The sequence below is a fragment of the Achromobacter sp. 1L-A-4-B-C2 genome, assembly GCF_057291955.1.
On sequence record NZ_JBXAWP010000005.1, the window covers coordinates 489,911 to 505,452 of the forward strand.

The 15,542-nt window shown below is 61.8% G+C and carries 20 protein-coding genes; 6 read left to right on the forward strand and 14 right to left on the reverse strand.

What is annotated here, in order from left to right:
* Positions 1 to 29 precede the first annotated feature (29 nt).
* From clpX to loiP, 4 genes are all read right to left on the reverse strand, one after another.
* Positions 30 to 1,328 (reverse strand): ATP-dependent Clp protease ATP-binding subunit ClpX, encoded by a 1,299-nt coding sequence (gene clpX, locus AC0Z35_RS24200; protein WP_046805799.1) that lies wholly within the window; start codon positions 1,326 to 1,328, stop codon positions 30 to 32.
* A gap of 101 nt (positions 1,329 to 1,429) precedes the next feature.
* Positions 1,430 to 2,083, reverse strand: a complete 654-nt coding sequence (clpP, locus tag AC0Z35_RS24205; RefSeq protein ID WP_006220183.1) for an ATP-dependent Clp endopeptidase proteolytic subunit ClpP — start codon at positions 2,081 to 2,083, stop codon at positions 1,430 to 1,432.
* A gap of 4 nt (positions 2,084 to 2,087) precedes the next feature.
* Positions 2,088 to 3,398 carry a trigger factor gene (gene tig, locus AC0Z35_RS24210; protein WP_046805800.1) on the reverse strand — a complete coding sequence of 437 codons (1,311 nt, stop codon included), beginning with the start codon at positions 3,396 to 3,398 and terminating at the stop codon, positions 2,088 to 2,090.
* Between the two features lie 164 nt (positions 3,399 to 3,562).
* Complete coding sequence (loiP, locus tag AC0Z35_RS24215; RefSeq protein WP_006220185.1) at positions 3,563 to 4,318, reverse strand: metalloprotease LoiP; 756 nt, start codon at positions 4,316 to 4,318, stop codon at positions 3,563 to 3,565.
* A gap of 263 nt (positions 4,319 to 4,581) precedes the next feature.
* Between loiP and AC0Z35_RS24220 the strand changes: the two genes are divergently transcribed.
* Positions 4,582 to 5,127 (forward strand): TIGR00645 family protein, encoded by a 546-nt coding sequence (locus AC0Z35_RS24220; RefSeq protein WP_104145016.1) that lies wholly within the window; start codon positions 4,582 to 4,584, stop codon positions 5,125 to 5,127.
* Between the two features lie 138 nt (positions 5,128 to 5,265).
* Here the strand turns inward: AC0Z35_RS24220 and AC0Z35_RS24225 are convergent, their stop codons facing one another.
* The 5 genes from AC0Z35_RS24225 to AC0Z35_RS24245 form a co-directional block, all read right to left on the reverse strand.
* On the reverse strand, positions 5,266 to 5,472 hold the full coding sequence (locus tag AC0Z35_RS24225) for a cold-shock protein (protein WP_046805802.1): 207 nt from the start codon (positions 5,470 to 5,472) through the stop codon (positions 5,266 to 5,268).
* A gap of 303 nt (positions 5,473 to 5,775) precedes the next feature.
* Positions 5,776 to 6,339, reverse strand: coding sequence for a DUF924 family protein (locus tag AC0Z35_RS24230; RefSeq protein ID WP_104145014.1), 564 nt, complete (start codon positions 6,337 to 6,339; stop codon positions 5,776 to 5,778).
* Positions 6,340 to 6,470: 131 nt separating this feature from the next.
* Positions 6,471 to 6,674, reverse strand: coding sequence for a cold-shock protein (locus AC0Z35_RS24235; protein ID WP_006220190.1), 204 nt, complete (start codon positions 6,672 to 6,674; stop codon positions 6,471 to 6,473).
* A 370-nt stretch (positions 6,675 to 7,044) separates the two neighbouring features.
* A complete protein-coding gene (locus AC0Z35_RS24240; protein WP_485133320.1) occupies positions 7,045 to 7,365 on the reverse strand; it encodes a hypothetical protein in 321 nt (106 codons plus the stop codon).
* A 95-nt stretch (positions 7,366 to 7,460) separates the two neighbouring features.
* Positions 7,461 to 7,859: a hypothetical protein gene (locus tag AC0Z35_RS24245; protein WP_046805805.1), complete on the reverse strand. Its 399-nt coding sequence runs from the start codon at positions 7,857 to 7,859 to the stop codon at positions 7,461 to 7,463.
* Between the two features lie 124 nt (positions 7,860 to 7,983).
* Between AC0Z35_RS24245 and AC0Z35_RS24250 the strand changes: the two genes are divergently transcribed.
* The gene (locus tag AC0Z35_RS24250) at positions 7,984 to 8,286 is read left to right on the forward strand and encodes a DUF2513 domain-containing protein (protein ID WP_046805836.1); all 303 of its coding nucleotides are present in this window, start codon (positions 7,984 to 7,986) and stop codon (positions 8,284 to 8,286) included.
* A gap of 22 nt (positions 8,287 to 8,308) precedes the next feature.
* On the opposite strand, the gene AC0Z35_RS24255 is transcribed toward AC0Z35_RS24250, so the two are convergent.
* Together AC0Z35_RS24255 and AC0Z35_RS24260 are read right to left on the reverse strand one after the other, a co-directional pair.
* Positions 8,309 to 8,581 (reverse strand): hypothetical protein, encoded by a 273-nt coding sequence (locus AC0Z35_RS24255; RefSeq protein WP_485132799.1) that lies wholly within the window; start codon positions 8,579 to 8,581, stop codon positions 8,309 to 8,311.
* 65 nt (positions 8,582 to 8,646) lie between these two features.
* Positions 8,647 to 9,801, reverse strand: a complete 1,155-nt coding sequence (locus AC0Z35_RS24260) for a DSD1 family PLP-dependent enzyme (protein ID WP_485132798.1) — start codon at positions 9,799 to 9,801, stop codon at positions 8,647 to 8,649.
* 121 nt (positions 9,802 to 9,922) lie between these two features.
* Here AC0Z35_RS24260 and AC0Z35_RS24265 point away from each other — a divergent pair, with 121 nt between their 5' ends.
* Positions 9,923 to 10,834 (forward strand): LysR family transcriptional regulator, encoded by a 912-nt coding sequence (locus tag AC0Z35_RS24265; protein ID WP_104145011.1) that lies wholly within the window; start codon positions 9,923 to 9,925, stop codon positions 10,832 to 10,834.
* A 12-nt stretch (positions 10,835 to 10,846) separates the two neighbouring features.
* Here the strand turns inward: AC0Z35_RS24265 and AC0Z35_RS24270 are convergent, their stop codons facing one another.
* The gene (locus AC0Z35_RS24270) at positions 10,847 to 11,245 is read right to left on the reverse strand and encodes a RidA family protein (protein WP_485132797.1); all 399 of its coding nucleotides are present in this window, start codon (positions 11,243 to 11,245) and stop codon (positions 10,847 to 10,849) included.
* A gap of 65 nt (positions 11,246 to 11,310) precedes the next feature.
* Entirely contained in the window at positions 11,311 to 12,501 is a 1,191-nt protein-coding gene (locus tag AC0Z35_RS24275; RefSeq protein WP_485132796.1) for an MFS transporter, read from the reverse strand.
* A gap of 96 nt (positions 12,502 to 12,597) precedes the next feature.
* On the opposite strand from AC0Z35_RS24275, the gene AC0Z35_RS24280 reads away from it, so the two are divergent.
* The 3 genes from AC0Z35_RS24280 to AC0Z35_RS24290 all read left to right on the forward strand — a co-directional run bounded on the left by AC0Z35_RS24280 (position 12,598) and on the right by AC0Z35_RS24290 (position 15,234).
* Positions 12,598 to 13,185, forward strand: a complete 588-nt coding sequence (locus AC0Z35_RS24280) for a TetR/AcrR family transcriptional regulator (RefSeq protein ID WP_104145008.1) — start codon at positions 12,598 to 12,600, stop codon at positions 13,183 to 13,185.
* 150 nt (positions 13,186 to 13,335) lie between these two features.
* A complete protein-coding gene (locus AC0Z35_RS24285) occupies positions 13,336 to 14,784 on the forward strand; it encodes an MFS transporter (protein ID WP_485132795.1) in 1,449 nt (482 codons plus the stop codon).
* 6 nt (positions 14,785 to 14,790) lie between these two features.
* Positions 14,791 to 15,234 carry a hypothetical protein gene (locus tag AC0Z35_RS24290; RefSeq protein WP_255593212.1) on the forward strand — a complete coding sequence of 148 codons (444 nt, stop codon included), beginning with the start codon at positions 14,791 to 14,793 and terminating at the stop codon, positions 15,232 to 15,234.
* Positions 15,235 to 15,280: 46 nt separating this feature from the next.
* Here AC0Z35_RS24290 and AC0Z35_RS24295 read toward each other — a convergent pair whose 3' ends face one another.
* Entirely contained in the window at positions 15,281 to 15,538 is a 258-nt protein-coding gene (locus AC0Z35_RS24295) for a hypothetical protein (RefSeq protein WP_046805812.1), read from the reverse strand.
* Positions 15,539 to 15,542: the final 4 nt, after the last annotated feature.

Below are 15,542 nucleotides of genomic sequence, written 5' to 3' on the forward strand. Positions count from 1 at the left end.
CCGTTACAGGAACGGGCTTTTTTGAAATATCAGGCTGCAGCGTCGCGGACTTCTCCACGCTCCGGCTTGTCGGATTCGCCGGCTTCGTCCGCATAGATAAGCAAGGGCTTGCCCTCGCCTTCGATTGCGTTCTCGTCGACGACCACACGCTTTACGTTGCCCTGCGAAGGCAACTCATACATGGTGTCCAACAGCGTTTGTTCGATGATCGAACGCAAGCCCCGGGCACCCGTCTTACGCTTGAGCGCCTTGCGGGCGATCGCCTTCAACGCTGCGGGACGCAGGTCCAGCTCGGCGCCTTCCATGGCGAACAGCTTCTGGAATTGCTTGAGCAAAGCGTTTTTCGGCTCGGTAAGGATCTGAACCAATGCCGCTTCGTCAAGCTCGTCCAGCGTGGCGACCACGGGCAGACGACCCACCAGTTCCGGGATCAAGCCGAACTTGATCAGATCTTCGGGTTCGACTTCCGAGAACAGCTCGCCTACACCGCGTTCGGATTTGGCACGCACCGAGGCCGAGAACCCGATGCCGGACTTTTCGGTACGGTCACGGATGACCTTTTCCAGTCCGTCGAAGGCGCCGCCCACGATGAACAGGATGTTGGTCGTGTCCACTTGCACGAAGTCCTGGTTCGGATGCTTGCGTCCGCCTTGCGGGGGTACCGAGGCAACCGTACCTTCGATCAGCTTGAGCAGCGCCTGCTGCACGCCTTCGCCGGAAACGTCGCGCGTAATGGACGGGTTGTCCGACTTGCGGGAAATCTTATCGATTTCGTCGATGTAGATAATGGCGCGTTGCGCTTTCTCGACTTCGTAGTTGCAGTTTTGCAGCAACTTCTGAATGATGTTCTCGACGTCTTCGCCGACGTAGCCGGCTTCGGTCAGCGTCGTGGCGTCAGCCATGACGAAAGGCACATTCAGCATGCGCGCCAAGGTCTGCGCCAACAGCGTCTTGCCCGAACCCGTGGGCCCGATCAGCATGATGTTGCTCTTGGAGAGCTCGACTTCGTCACCCTTGATCTCGCCGTGACGAATGCGCTTGTAATGGTTGTAAACCGCCACGGCCAGCATGCGCTTGGGCGAGTTCTGCCCAATGACGTACTGGTCGAGGAAGGTCTTGATTTCGGCCGGAGTGGGCAGCTCGGAACGAATCGCCGCGCGCGCGGTCGCTTGCGCTTCCTCGCGGATGATGTCGTTGCACAGATCTATGCATTCATCACAGATGAACACCGACGGACCCGCGATCAGCTTGCGGACTTCATGCTGGCTTTTATTGCAAAACGAGCAATGCAGCACTTTTGCGTCTGCCGATCCCTTTTTTTCAGGCATATTTGTTTCGTATCTCAGGTAAAGATGCGCCAGACCGATAACGGGTCCAGCGCATGCGCTTACTCAAACTTGGTGGCAGCGGGTTCGGATCAACCTGGAAGTCAGCCTTCCGAGCGGGAGCTCATCACCTTGTCCACCAAGCCATACGATACCGCATCTTCGGCGGACATGAAGTTGTCACGTTCCGTGTCCAGACCGATTCGCTCCATCGACTGGCCAGTATTGTCGGCCAGGATCCGGTTAAGACGTTCGCGCAGGTCCAGGATCTCGCGAGCCTGGATCTGGATGTCGGACGCTTGGCCCTGGGCGCCGCCCGACGGCTGGTGGATCATGATCCGGGAGTTGGGCAGCGTGAAGCGCTTGCCCTTCTTGCCAGCCGCCAGCAGGAACGCGCCCATGCTGGCCGCCAGGCCGGTGCACAGGGTCGATACGTCCGGCTTGATGAACTGCATGGTGTCAAAAATGGCCATTCCCGCATACACCGACCCGCCAGGCGAGTTGATGTACAGGGAAATGTCCTTGTCAGGATTCTCCGATTCCAGGAACAGCAACTGCGCCACAACCAGGTTGGCCGTTGCGTCATTGACCGGACCCACCAGGAAAATGAGCCGTTCGCGGAGCAGACGCGAATAGATGTCGTAGGCGCGCTCGCCGCGCCCCGACTGCTCGATAACCATGGGAATGTAGCCCAGGCCGGTGGGGGTCACCGAAGACCCGCCATTCATTGCCGCATAGAAATCGGTGAATCTCTGCATAGTGTTACGCCATCCCCATCAACTGATCGAAAGGCACCTTTTCTTCGGTGACCTTAGCTTTTTCCAGAACGTGCGCGACGACATTGTCTTCCAGCACGATAGCCTCGATTTCAGCACGACGCTGGCGGTCAGCCAGGTAATAGCTGACAACCTGAGCGGGTTGTTCGTAGTTTTCCGCGAATTCTTCAATGCGCGCACGAACTTGCTCGGGCTTGGCTTGCAACTGGGCTTGCTTGACCAGTTCCGACACCAGCAGGCCCAGGCGGACACGGCGTTCGGATTCGGTCGAGAAAGCTTCAGCCGGGATCGGCACGGACTCGGCGTTGGGGATGCCACGCTGCTTGAGCTCTTCGCGGGCAGCTGCGACACGGCCTTGAACGTCGTTGTCGACCAGCGCCTTCGGCACGTCGAACTTGCCGGCTTCGACCAAGGCGTCCATGACGCTGGACTTGGTGCGGCCAGCCGAACGGACCTTGACTTCGCGTTCGATGTTGCTGCGGATGTCGGCCTTCAGCTTTTCGACGTCGCCTTCGGCTTGGCCGAGGGACTTGGCGAATTCGCTGTTCAGTTCGGGCAGAACGCCTTCAGCCACTTCCTTGACGGTAATGGTGAATTCGGCGGTCTTGCCGGCGACTTCCACGCCTTGGTAGTCATCCGGGAACTTCAGTTCGAAGACCTTGGTTTCGCCAGCCTTCAGGCCGCGAGCGGCTTCTTCGAATTCCGGCAGCATGCGGCCTTGGCCGAGCACGAACGGGAAGTCTTCGGCCTTGCCGCCTTCGAACGGCACGCCGTCGATGGTGCCGGCGAAGTCCAGCGTGACGCGGTCGCCATCTTGCGCGGCGCGGCCTTCACGGGCTTCGAACGTGGCGCGCTGCTTGCGCAGAACGTCCAGGGTTTGTTGAACTTCGGCGTCGGTGACGGCGGTTTCGTAGCGCGTGACAGCCAGCGCCGACAGATCCGGCACGGCAACTTCGGGGTAGACCTCGAACGTGGCGGTGAACGCCAGCGTGTCGTCGGTAACGCCTTCAGTCTTGGGTTCGAGGTTCGGGGCGCCAGCGACGCGCAGCTTGGCGCCGTCGATGGCTTGTTCGAAGGCACGGCCAACTTGGCTATTGATCACGTCGTAGCGAATGCTGGGGCCATGGCTACGCTCGAGCATGGCGAGCGGAGCTTTACCCGGGCGGAAGCCGGGGACCTTGGCGGTGCGAGCCACGCGCTTTAATTGCGCCTGGACTTCCTTTTCGACGTCGGCCACCGAGACGGCCAGATCAACACGGCGCTCCAGGCCGGAGAGGGTTTCAACCACAGGCTGCATTAAAAGACCTATTTTCCGAGAGATGAGATTACGGGCGGATAAACGCGCCATTTTACCGGAAACTTCCGGAACCCTGACGCAAAGGGGCGCGAGCCCCGGAATTGCCCGGATACTCGCGCCCCGTTTTCCGCCCGAAAAGGGAGGGCGAACGTCGCTTTGACGCCTTATTTGGCCTTGGCGATGCGGTCTTCGATGTGTTGAGCGCGCTTGGCCGAGGACGGGTGCGAGCTCATCATATCGCTCTTGCCGCCATCAAGCTCGGCAAGCTTCTGGAAAGCCGTGACCAAGCCCCGCGTATTGAGCTTCTTGGCCTGCAACTGATCGAACGAATAGTCGTCCGCGGCGCTTTCCTGCGATTGCGAGAACTGTGCGTTGATGAACTTTTCGGTCAGGTCGCCCAGTTGCGACGAATTCAGAGCTGCGACCGTGGCGCCACCCGCGGCACCGGCGGCATCGCGCGCGGCGGACACGGTGTAGGCAGTTTGCATGGCCTTCTTGCTATGGCCCAGCGCAACGTGGCCGATTTCGTGGCCGACCACGCCCATGACTTCGTCGTCCGTCATCATGTCCATCAAGCCGCTATAGACGCGGATGCAGCCGTTGGCCATGGCCCAGGCATTGACGTCCTTGGTGATGTAGACCTTGTAGTTGGCCTTTTGACCATTGACAGTGCCGCCCAGCGCCTTGGCGATCTTTTGCAGACGCGCATCGTACTTGCTGCCCGGCGCGGCAATCTTTTCTTGGGAATCGCTTTGCGCGCACGCCTTGTCCGACAAGGTCTTGATTTCGGCGTCGCTCAAGGTGGCAGCTTGCACAACCTTGCTGCCGGCGCCCACCAGGCCGCCGATGTCGAAGGCATGCGACGCGGAATAAGGGGCAAGCGCGACGGTCAACGCGGCAACGGTGTAGCGGATCTTCATGGGAACAAACTCCTCTTGACTGACTCTATGCGAGCGAGGCGGCAATTCTATATATGCCGAAAGCGCTCCAAGCGTTTCGCCACAGAGTTTCGCAAATGGCAGTTTCGCTTACATAAAAGTCGGGCAAACCCTGTGCGGAAGTGCTAGCGGGCCGTGACGACATGACGCGGCTTTGTCATAAAAATCTGCTGCCGGCGTCGTCTTGGCGTTGTTAGAATTGCCGCCGCGCTTTTATCGCAAACAACAAATGGCTCGCACCCAACATGATTGAACCCTCCCCTCCCCGCCTGGGCCTATTGCCCAGTTTGATCTTCAGTTCGCGCTGGCTGCAATTGCCGCTGTACCTTGGGCTGATCGTGGCGCAAGGCGTCTACGTCATGCTGTTCCTGAAAGAGCTATGGCACCTGCTGACCCACGCCAACAGCTTTGGCGAAATGGAAATCATGCTGCTGGTGTTGGGCTTGATCGACGTGGTCATGATCTCGAACCTGCTTGTCATGGTGATCGTCGGCGGATACGAAACCTTCGTGTCACGACTGCGCTTGCAGAATCATCCGGATCAACCGGAATGGCTAAGCCACGTGAACGCCAGCGTGCTGAAGGTGAAACTGGCGATGGCGATCATCGGCATCTCGTCCATACACTTGCTGCGCACGTTCATCGAAGCCGGCACGATTGGCACGCCGAACGCGCGTTTCACCGAAGCCGGCGTCATGTGGCAAACAATCATCCACGCGTTGTTCATACTGTCCGCATTGGGTATCGCGCTGGTCGACAAGCTGTCGACTCCGGCCATGCACAAGCACTAAGGCACTAAGACACCTAGGCATTAAGACGCGCGCGCCAACGCGTTGCGTTTGTCGTAAAAAAAAGCCTCCACACATTGCGTGTGGGGGCTTTTTTATGGGCCGAACACCGGGCGCACCCGGGGCGCTACCCGCAAAGCGTCAGGACGCGACCTTGATGTTCTTGGCGCTGGGACCCTTGGGACCGGTACCAACCTCGAAGGTGACGCGCTGGTTTTCCTGCAGGGACTTATAGCCTTCGCTGCGGATTTCGGAGTAATGGGCGAAAAGGTCTTTGCTGCCGTCGTCGGGCATGATGAAGCCGTAACCCTTTTCGGCGTTGAACCACTTAACGATGCCGGTTGCCATGGATTGTCCTTGAACCTAAAAGATGCGATTTCTCGCGGGGCGCCAGATCATCAAGGATGGGAGAGGAAGCAACCGCAGCACCACTGACGGCGACAAGTTGACGCAGACCGCGTCGCTTGAAAATCTCGCTGAACTCAGTGTATTGGTGAACCCGGAAAAACGTCAAATATGCGAATGGTCGACGCACGCGCGAAGCTTGTCGGCAAGCGCGGGCCATATAAAGACGAATATTTTCACATTGGTATGAAAAGATACATGCCGATACCCACTGGCTTCGCGTCAGCGCATGGGGTGCAAGCTCGGTCAGCCGGCAAATCCGCCGGCAGCCAGGAACTCATGTTCGGCCTGAGTGGTCTGTCGTCCCAACACGGCATTGCGATGCGGGAAGCGACCAAAGCGCTTGATGATGTCCCGATGCAAGATGGCCCAGCGCAGCGTATCCGGCTCCAGCGGCTCCATCAGCGCAACCCCACGGTTTTGCATGACCAGGCTTTCCGAATGCTCGAACGGCATGTAGAAGAACTGCCGCATCACCGGCTGCACCGCCAGATCGTGCCCTGCCGCGATAGCCCGTTCGGCGAAATACTGCGCCAATGGGTCGGTGGCGAACATATGCGCCGTGCCGCGATACGCGTTGCGAGGAAACTGATCCAGCAAAATCATCAGGGCCAGCGCGCCATCAGCATCTTCTTGCCAGGCGTCTAGCTGCCGCGATGCGGCTGCCCAATGCGCCGTTTCGAAGCGCTGCCGGAACTCGGCGTCGAACGCATCGCTTTTGCGATACCACTGCTGCGGCCCTGCATCGGCCCAGAAGGCCACGACGTCGGTCGCTTGCGTGGTTAGGGCCATTGGCGAAGAAGCAGTCATGGAAGCCGTCCTGAAGGCATTGAAGCGGTACAGGCTAGCGCGGCGCTGTGGCCGTGCTGGCAGGTGCAGAATAGCGCGCCGCAAAAACAAAAAAAGCCCCCGAAGGGGCTTTTTTGCGAAAACTCAGACCTTTACAGGACCTGAATCTTCGTGGCTTGCGGGCCCTTGGGGCCATTGGCCGTCACAAAGCTGACGCGCTGGTTCTCTTCCAGAGACTTGAAGCCAGAACCCTGGATTTCGGAGAAGTGAGCGAACAGATCCTTACCACCCGCTTCCGGGGTGATGAAGCCATAGCCTTTTTCCGAATTGAACCACTTAACGACGCCGGTTTCCATACTGTATTTCCTAGAGATAATGGGCAAATGCCCGGAGGTCACGAATCAATCAAGGAGGGGACAGTAGAACAATAACGCTGAGCCGGAAAAGGCACGGCACTGAACGAAAATCGCAACGCTTGTGATCGTGTGCCGACACTATCGTTATGTTCCCCTCACAAGTCAACATAATCCTAAAAAATACGTGCCAATAATGCAACAAAGAGAAACTGCGTTGAAAATTTGCACGTTTTCATAGGCAAAACTTGTCCCTGCATAGGTGTAAACACCCATACAACATAAAAAAACAATCGGGGCTTATATAAATGCTGTCTTAACGCATACGTCTTTCATACGTCATTCGGATCAGCACTTTGGTTTGCCGTCAGGCTTACTGGTCGATAGGTAAACCCAACAGATCGAGAGCCGCGCCAAAAGCATCGGATCCCGAGCAAAGGAAAACCGCCACGTCGCCGGGATTCATATTTTCCAGGACCTGGTCGATTTGTTCTTGCGCATTATCAACATTGTCGACATTTGAAGCGTGTATATCCGCTCCGGCCTCGACTTTTTCGATGGGGACGATGTCAGCGATCGCAGTGAGATCGGTTACGCCCACCACCACGTAGACGCTGATGGGCTCGCCATCCAGCGTCGTGAGCAGCTCGACGCCGCCCTCTACGTCGGCAAGGTGCCGACTTACTATTTCCATGTTCAATCTTCCTTGATCAGCGGGCTGGGCCCGCTTGGACGCACGCACCGTGAAGGTGCAATCTCACGCCCAGGCGCGACTATAACAGCCTTCGCCTAATGTTTTTTGACATTTGGGCCCAGCGACTGGCGAGCGGCCCCAGACGTGGCCGCTACGCTACGGCAGCGCACCCCTGCATCGGTCAGCACGCGGATCAGCGGCTTCTGGGCGGCCAGGAACGCACCCTTGTCATCGCCGGTGAGCTTGCAGATGAACATCTGCGCCTGCAGCTGCGTGCGGCGCGCCCTGCGGTTGTCGGCTTCCTGGGCCAGCCATTCGCCGATCCAGGCGGCGGCCGCGTCGGCGTCGCCTTGTTGCTTGACGTGGCCAAGCAGGTCGAAAATCGTCACGCCTTCGATGCGCTCGTCTTCGCCACGCGTCAGGTAAAGCTTGGCGGCCTGGCCCGAATAACCGGGGATCACCGCAAGGCAATCGCGTTCAGCGGGTTTCTTCATAAAGTTCTGTAGGTAAGTGTCGGTTGTCGAGAACCATCGACTGTAACCCGGCCTTGCGCACCGTCGCATTCACGCCACGGAACTCTGCTATCGTCAGCCTACTATTTTTCTTACGGTGAACATCATGCAACGCGATTTCGACTTGGTCGTCACGATTCTTGGCGCCCTGCGCGACGCGCCCGGCCCCAACCTGAGCACGCACGACATCAAGAACGCCGCTTTGGCGCCGCACCCCGAAGAACAGGGCTTGCAGGTCATTGCGCATCATCTGGACCTGTTGGCCGATGCTGGCCTGGTCAAGCAAGTGAGCGAAACCGCCGCCAATGCCGGTGCCGCGCGCTGGCGTATCACCTGGAAGGGATACGACGCGCTGGAGCAGGATGAGGACGACGAGGACGACGCCGAGGAATTCGACGCCGAAGAGTGATGTAAAGGCTACAGATAAAGGCTCAGCGGCGTTGCAGGATGCGCCGCGTGAGCAAGGATGCCGCGGTGCCGATCACCAGGCTGAACATGAAGGCGGCGATGGACAGCATCGCCGACAAGTCGCCAAAGCCGCCTTGGTGAGATAGCAGCACAACGGCAGCGCAGATGGCCCCGGCCAGGGCCAGCACGCCCAGCAGCACTTGCTTGACCGAGCGCAGGCGGCCACAAAGCGAACCGCCGATCAGCGCGGCCGCCACCATCGCGGCCATGGACCAGAACAAATATTCGTACTGCATGCGAACGTCTCCCCCGTAATCGTTGAGGCGTGCGCATTATAGGCGGCCCCCTGCGGGGCGCCGATTCACCAGCCGCGAAACCGTTCCCAGTGCGCCACCACGCCGGGCTCGCCGGGTCGAACGACTTCGTAGGCCTCGTGCTGGGCACACGTTGCGCACGCGTGGTTGGGCAGAATGCGCAGCTTGGTACCCAGGGGGAGGTCCGGCAGGCGGGCAGTGCTGCCCGCGCGCAGTTTGATGATGCCCTGCTCCTGGTTGGTTTCGGCCAACAGCAGATCGGGGTAGACGTTTCCCTTTACGTCGCAGACCACGCCGTACAACTGGTCGACGGCCTGCTTGGCGGTGCCGCGGTCGCGCGACATGGCCATCCACCCGGCGTCAACCAGTATCCAGCCCTTATCCGGCTGGTGTCCGATCACCGTGGTGAGCACCGAGGCGGCGATGTCGTCCATTGAGCAGACGCCCAGGCCCGCCATCACCAAGTCGAAAAACACATACACGCCCGCGCGCACTTCCGTCACGCCGTCCAGGTTGCGGGCGAAATGGGCGGTGGGTGTCGACCCCACACTCACAACCGGGCACGGCAGCCCAGCCGCGCGGATGGCCTGGGCGCAGCCGACCGCAGCGGCGCGCTCTTGCTCGGCCATGTCGGCGATGGCGTCGACGCTGCGGCAGCCATAGGATTCGCCGGCGTGCGTCATGACGCCGCGCAGGCTGTCGGCCGCGTGCAGCACCCGCGCAATGGCCAGCAATTGCTCGGCGTTACCCGGCTGCACCCCTGCCCGGTGGCCGTCGCAATCGATTTCGATCAACGCGGGTATCCCGCCGCCGCTGGTCTGCGCCTGCGCCGCTACCGCGCGCGCCGCGTCCAGGCTGTCGACAACCACCGTCAGGTCCACGCCGCGCTGGCGCAGCGCCAGCACACGCGGCAGCTTGCCCGGCGACACGCCCACCGCGTAGAGCAGATCGGTGACGCCGGCGGCCGCAAATTGCTCTGCTTCCTGCAAGGTCGAAACAGCGGCCGGCCCGTGGGGGCCGCTCATCACCCGGCGCGCCACCTCGATCGACTTGGGCGTTTTCAGGTGTGGGCGCAGTTGCACGCCGTGCTTGGCCATCAGGGTGGCCAGCCGTTGGATATTGCGCGTCATGCGCGTTTCGTCCAGCAGCAGGCATGGGGTTTCAAGGCTGTCCACGGTGGCGGCAAGGGTGGCGGGAGTCATGAGCGGGTCTCGAAAAAGGCGAAGACAATGCGGAATATTCTGATTTGGTCGGTCCAAGTATGGCGTGACGCAACGCGCACGTGTTTAATGTCAGCTTAATTTTTCATTAAGTCGAAACTGAATGATCACAACGGACGACCTGCGATTTTTCCTGAGTCTCGCGGCGACGCCCTCGCTTGCGCAGGCCGCCCGGGCGCTGGACGTGACGCCCCCGGCCGTTACGCAACGGCTGCATGCACTGGAAAAGCGTCTGGGCGTCCGGCTGGTAAACCGATCCGGCAAAGGCACCGCACTGACCGACGAAGGCCGTCTATTGGCATTGCGCGCCGGCCAGATCTGCGGCGAACTCGGCGATCTGGCCGACGAATTGGCCGGCCGCCGGGGTGTGGTGGCGGGGCATTTGCGCGTCGTGGCGCCGCTGGGCTTCGGGCAACGCTACGTTGCCGCGCTGGTGGCGGAATTCCGAAAAACCAGCGGCAACATCACCGCAAGCCTGACGCTGTCCGATGGCCCTCCCCGCTTGGCCACGGACAACTGGGACGTCATGATCCACATAGGAGAGCTGCGCGACTCGACGTTGGTGGCCTACCCCCTGGCGCCCAACCGCCGCATCTTGTGCGCGTCGCCGGCGTACCTGGCCCGCCATGGCGCGCCCGCCAAACCGGAAGACCTGCGCGACCATGACTGCATCGCGCTGCGCGAAAACGACGAAGACGTGACCTTATGGCGATTCAAGCGCGGCCGAGGCCCCGCCGTGGGCGTACGCGTATCGCCGGTGCTATCCAGCAACACCGGCGCGGCCGCCGTGCAGTGGGCCTTGGCCGGGCACGGCATCGTTGCGCGTTCGGAATGGGACGTGGCGGAACATCTAAAGGCGCGCGCGCTGGTGCCGCTGCTGGCGGGGTGGAGCTTGCCAGATGCCAACGTCGTGGCGCTGGTCAAGTCGCGCCAGGAGCAATCGGCCCGCACCGCCGGTTTCCTGGCGCATCTGCGCGAAGCCTTCGCCTCGACGCCCTGGCGCGACAAGCCCTAGCCAAAGCCCATGTCAATCCAGCATGGCTTCCGCTTCGATCTCCACCAGCCATTCCGGCAGTGACAGGCCGCTGACGATGATCCATGAGGACGGCGGCGGGTCTTTTGGAAAGCGATCGCGCAGCGCCTGGGCGATCACTTCCTGATCCTCTCGCGCGGTCTCGCAGATGTAGATGCGCAGCATGATGACCTGGGCCAGGTTGGCCCCCCCGGCGGCCAGCACACGTTCGATATTGTCCAGTGCCGCCTGGGTTTGTTCTTGCAGCCCGGGGCCAACGGTGCGTTCGTCAATGTCGACACCGACCTGGCCAGACAACAGCATTCTGCGCTGCCCGGTAACGATCAGCGCCTGGCTGAAGCCGTACTGGACGGTGTTGAAAACGGTATCGGGATTGACAACGGTTCTGGACATGCGTGCTCCTGTGAACGGCGCGCCCCCACAGCACGCCGGAGCCGCCATTCTAGCGATGCCTTGCTTTACAGCGAGACGCGCGCCACCCCCTGCCGGCGCGCGCCGGGCAACGCCACCAGCAACACGATCGCGCCAGCTACCGTGGCAGTCCAGAATCCGGCTTGCACGCCATGGTGGTCCACGACCCAGCCCGCTATCGCCGCGCCCGCCGCAACGCCGGCCCCCAGCCCGGTGACCAGCCAGGTCAGCCCCTCCGTCAGACGCTGGCCGGGCACGCTGCTTTCCACCAATGCCATCGCGATGATCATGGTGGGCGCGAAGGACAGGCCGGCCAGCAACACGCCCAACGCCAAGGTCACCAGGTCGTTCACCAGCAGCAGCGGCAACGTCGTGAATGCCGTCACGGCCGCCGCGATCGATAGCAGGCGGGCCAGCGGCATCTGGAATTTCATGACACCGAACACCAGCCCCGCCACGCACGAACCCAACGCGTAGGTGGACAGCACAAGGCTCGCCCCCGCCGGCACGCCCTGAGCGCGGGCGAAGGCCACGCTCAAGACGTCGATGGTGCCCACGATGACGCCCATGGCCGCCATCATGGCCACCAGCGCGAACATCGACGGCATGCGCAACACCGACGCCTGCCGCCCGGCCGGGACGGCCTGCACCCTGGGCGCCGTGGCGGGCTGCAAGACGAAAGCCGTCACACCCACCGCCAACAGCAACGCGGCAACCAGCGGCCCCGCTTGCGGAAACAACGCCACGCTAAGACCCACGGCCAAGGGCGGACCCAGGATGAAGCTGACCTCGTCAGCGACCGACTCCAGCGCATAGGCGGTACGCAGTTGCGGCTGGTCGCGAAAGATCTCGGTCCAACGCGCACGGATCATCGCGGGCATGCTGGGCAACGTGCCCGCCAGCGCGGCAAACAGGAACAGCGTCCAGTCCGGCGCATTCCACTCTACGCAGGCCGATAAACCAAGCAATGCGGCCACGCAGATCCCCGCAGCGACCGGCAGCACGCGTCCTTGCCCATGACGGTCCACCAGCCGCGAAATGCGCGGTGCCAGCAACGCGGTCGCCAACGCAAACGTGGCGGCAACGGCGCCCGCCATGCCGTAAGCGCCGCGCACTTCCGACAGCATCGTGATGATGCCGATGCCGATCATCGGCAACGGCAAGCGCGCGATGGCGCCGGCCAAGACGAAACCAAGGGCGCCTGGCGCGTTGAATAACTCACGATACGGATTGGACACCGAAGACCTTTTGCTGATTGGGTGGACAGGCGGATCCTATTCACATACATTCCGTATGTCAATTAACCTGCGCACTGTATGTCATGGGAGACGCACATGCCCCGCACCCGCGCGGAAATGATCGAGGCGACTCGCGCCAAGCTGCTTGCCACCGCCCGTCACGCGTTCGAACACGTGGGTTATGCCGCCACGTCCATGGACGATCTGACCGCCCGAGTCGGGTTGACGCGAGGAGCCTTGTATCACCATTTCAATGACAAACAAGGCTTGCTTGCCGCGGTAGTCCAACAGATCGACGACGATATGGACCGGCGCTTGAAGGATATTTCGGATCAAGCCCCGGACGCGTGGACGGCGCTGCGCGAACGCTGCCGCGCGTATTTGCGAATGGCAACCGAACCGGCCATTCGGCGGATTGTGTTGCAAGACGCGCCGGCGGTGCTGGGCGCGGGGCCGAACGCGGCGCAGTCGCAGTGCATTGCCTCCATGGCGGCGTTGCTGAAGCAACTGATCGACGACGGGCTCATTGAAACCGCCGACCCCCGGGCCATCGCCAATTTCATCAATGGCGGGCTGACGGACAGCGCGTTATGGATCGCCGGTTCGGCCGGCGAATCGGATCGCCTTGATGATGCGCTGCACACCCTGGACTTGATGCTTCGTGGCTTGCGACGCAGGCCTTGATCGGGTCCGGCTTGGGTCGGGGTCGGAGTCTGGACCCGGTCAGGAGCTGGATCGAGACACGCCACAAGGAACCTCCCGCGCCCGCGTTGTGCGCTTTCTGCAACGCACGTATTATCAAAGCATTTACTTGTTTAAATTATCGGAGCGCCTGTGCCCCCCAGCCCCACCCTTGAGCCCGCCGCCCCCAGCGCTTCGTGGGCCGACCTGCTTCAAGGCGCCAATGCCCTGCGGTCGATTGCCCTGGCGGGCGGCGTCGCGCTGCACGCCATCAACGTTTATATCGTCACCACCATCCTGCCCACGGTGATCGAGGACATAGGCGGCCTGGAGTACTACGCCTGGAACACGACGCTGTTCGTGGTGACGTCCATCATCGGATCCGCGCTGTCGGCCAAGCTGATCGAAACACTAGGACCGCGCAGCGCCTACCTGTTCGCCGTGGCCGTCTTCAGCGCCGGAGCCGTTATCTGCGCGATGGCCCCGGGCATGCCGGTGCTGCTGGCGGGACGCAGCGTGCAAGGGCTGGGCGGCGGCATTCTTTTCGCGTTGAGCTACGCATTGATCCGGCTGGTGTTCGACGCCCCGTTGTGGTCCCGCGCCATGGCCTTGGTGTCTTGCATGTGGGGCGTTGCAACACTGTCCGGGCCCGCCATCGGCGGGATATTCGCGCAATCGGGAAACTGGCGGCTGGCGTTCTGGGCCCTGTTACCGGTTGCCGCCGTGCTGGCGTTGATCGTCGCACTCAAGGTGGGCGGACGGGCGTCGGTACCGCCTGCGCCGCGCTCGGTGCTGCCGCTGCGCACATTGGCCTTGCTGGTCGCCTCCGTAATCGCCGTCACGCTGGCCAGCCTGTCGACGCAGCTAGTGTGGAACGTGGCGGGCATTGGGACGGGGCTCATCATCGCCCTGCTTATCGCGCGGGTCGACGCGCGCGCTCGCCATCGCCTGCTGCCCACCGGCGCTTATAGCCTGCGCGCGCCGCTGGGCGCGTTGTACGCGACGATGTGCCTGGTGGTGGCCGCTATCGCCACCGAGATATTCGTGCCCTATTTCCTGCAAGTCATCCACGGCATGCCGCCGCTGAAGGCGGGCTACCTGACCGCTGCCATGGGCGCCGGCTGGACGCTGGCCGCCATGCCCAGCGCCACCCGGACGGGCCGCGACGCCGACCGGCTGATACGCATCAGCCCCATCGTGATCCTGGGGTCGCTGATCGGTCTGGGCATCATGACACCGCAGGCGTCACTGCTTGCCACCCCGGCGGGCCTGGGCGCGTACATCGTTGCGTTGGCGGGGGTGGGATTCGGCATCGGGCTGGCCTGGCCGCATCTGCTGACCAAAGTGTTCAACGCGGCGCCCAAGGGCGAAGAGACGCTGACGTCTTCGTCGATTACCACCGTGCAGCTCTATGCGGCGGCGGTAACGGCGGCACTGGCCGGCGTGGTCGTCAATAGCGCGGGGCTTGCCGACCCCGGCGGTGTCGAAGGGGCTCGGCATGCCGCGGGCTGGCTGTTCGCGGCGTTTGCATTGATGCCGGCACTGGCGCTGATCCTGCTGCCTCGCGTGACGCGGGCTGTGGCGCCGGGGCCGGATGCGTAACGCGCCTTGATTGGCGGCATCACGCAAGTCCACGCGATGCTGCCAATCGTCAGACCATTGGGACCGAAATACAGCAAAGGCGGTATGGAACGTCACGCGGGTCTTTGCTACGCTCAGAAGCACCTGCAAAAGGTGGCGCCCATGAGCAACAAGATTCGAGTCCTTTGCGTTCAACCGTCGTCGATGTCCGCGCGGTTCGCCTTCCTGGCGATTGCGGTGCGATGGTCGCTGGGCGCCACCCCCCGCCCCACCCGGCTGATGATCGGGCCCCACGACCTGGAGCCCATCGGCTCCGAACCGGCCTTTTGGCGCTTTGCATTACGGCATGCGCTGACCGGGCAATCGTTTTTGGTGACGCGCGGCGGCCACTGGGATGTGGCGGCGGCGGTGGACGGTGACGAGGTCCATGCATTTGGCCGTAAATTCGCGCTTAGCCAATGCTTGTACTGAACGCTCTTTCTTCCAGGCGTTTATTGTCAGCGCGTTGTTGCCAAGCCTACGCGCCGCATTCCGGCTTGCGGTGAAAAGCAGCCAGTTCCTCAGCTGTCCACCGCAGGCGTGCTTCGTCCTGGCAACACGAACGAAAAACCAAGGCGCCTACATCCAGGAAGCGGCTCACGTCCGCGTCGGTCAGCTTGCCCTGCACCTGCAACAGGCAGTCCGCATACGCGGACAACACGCCGTCCCAGCCGTCCAGCTGGTCCGGCGCGACCGGCTGGGAAATCATGCGCACCATCATTTCACTATGATCCATTCGG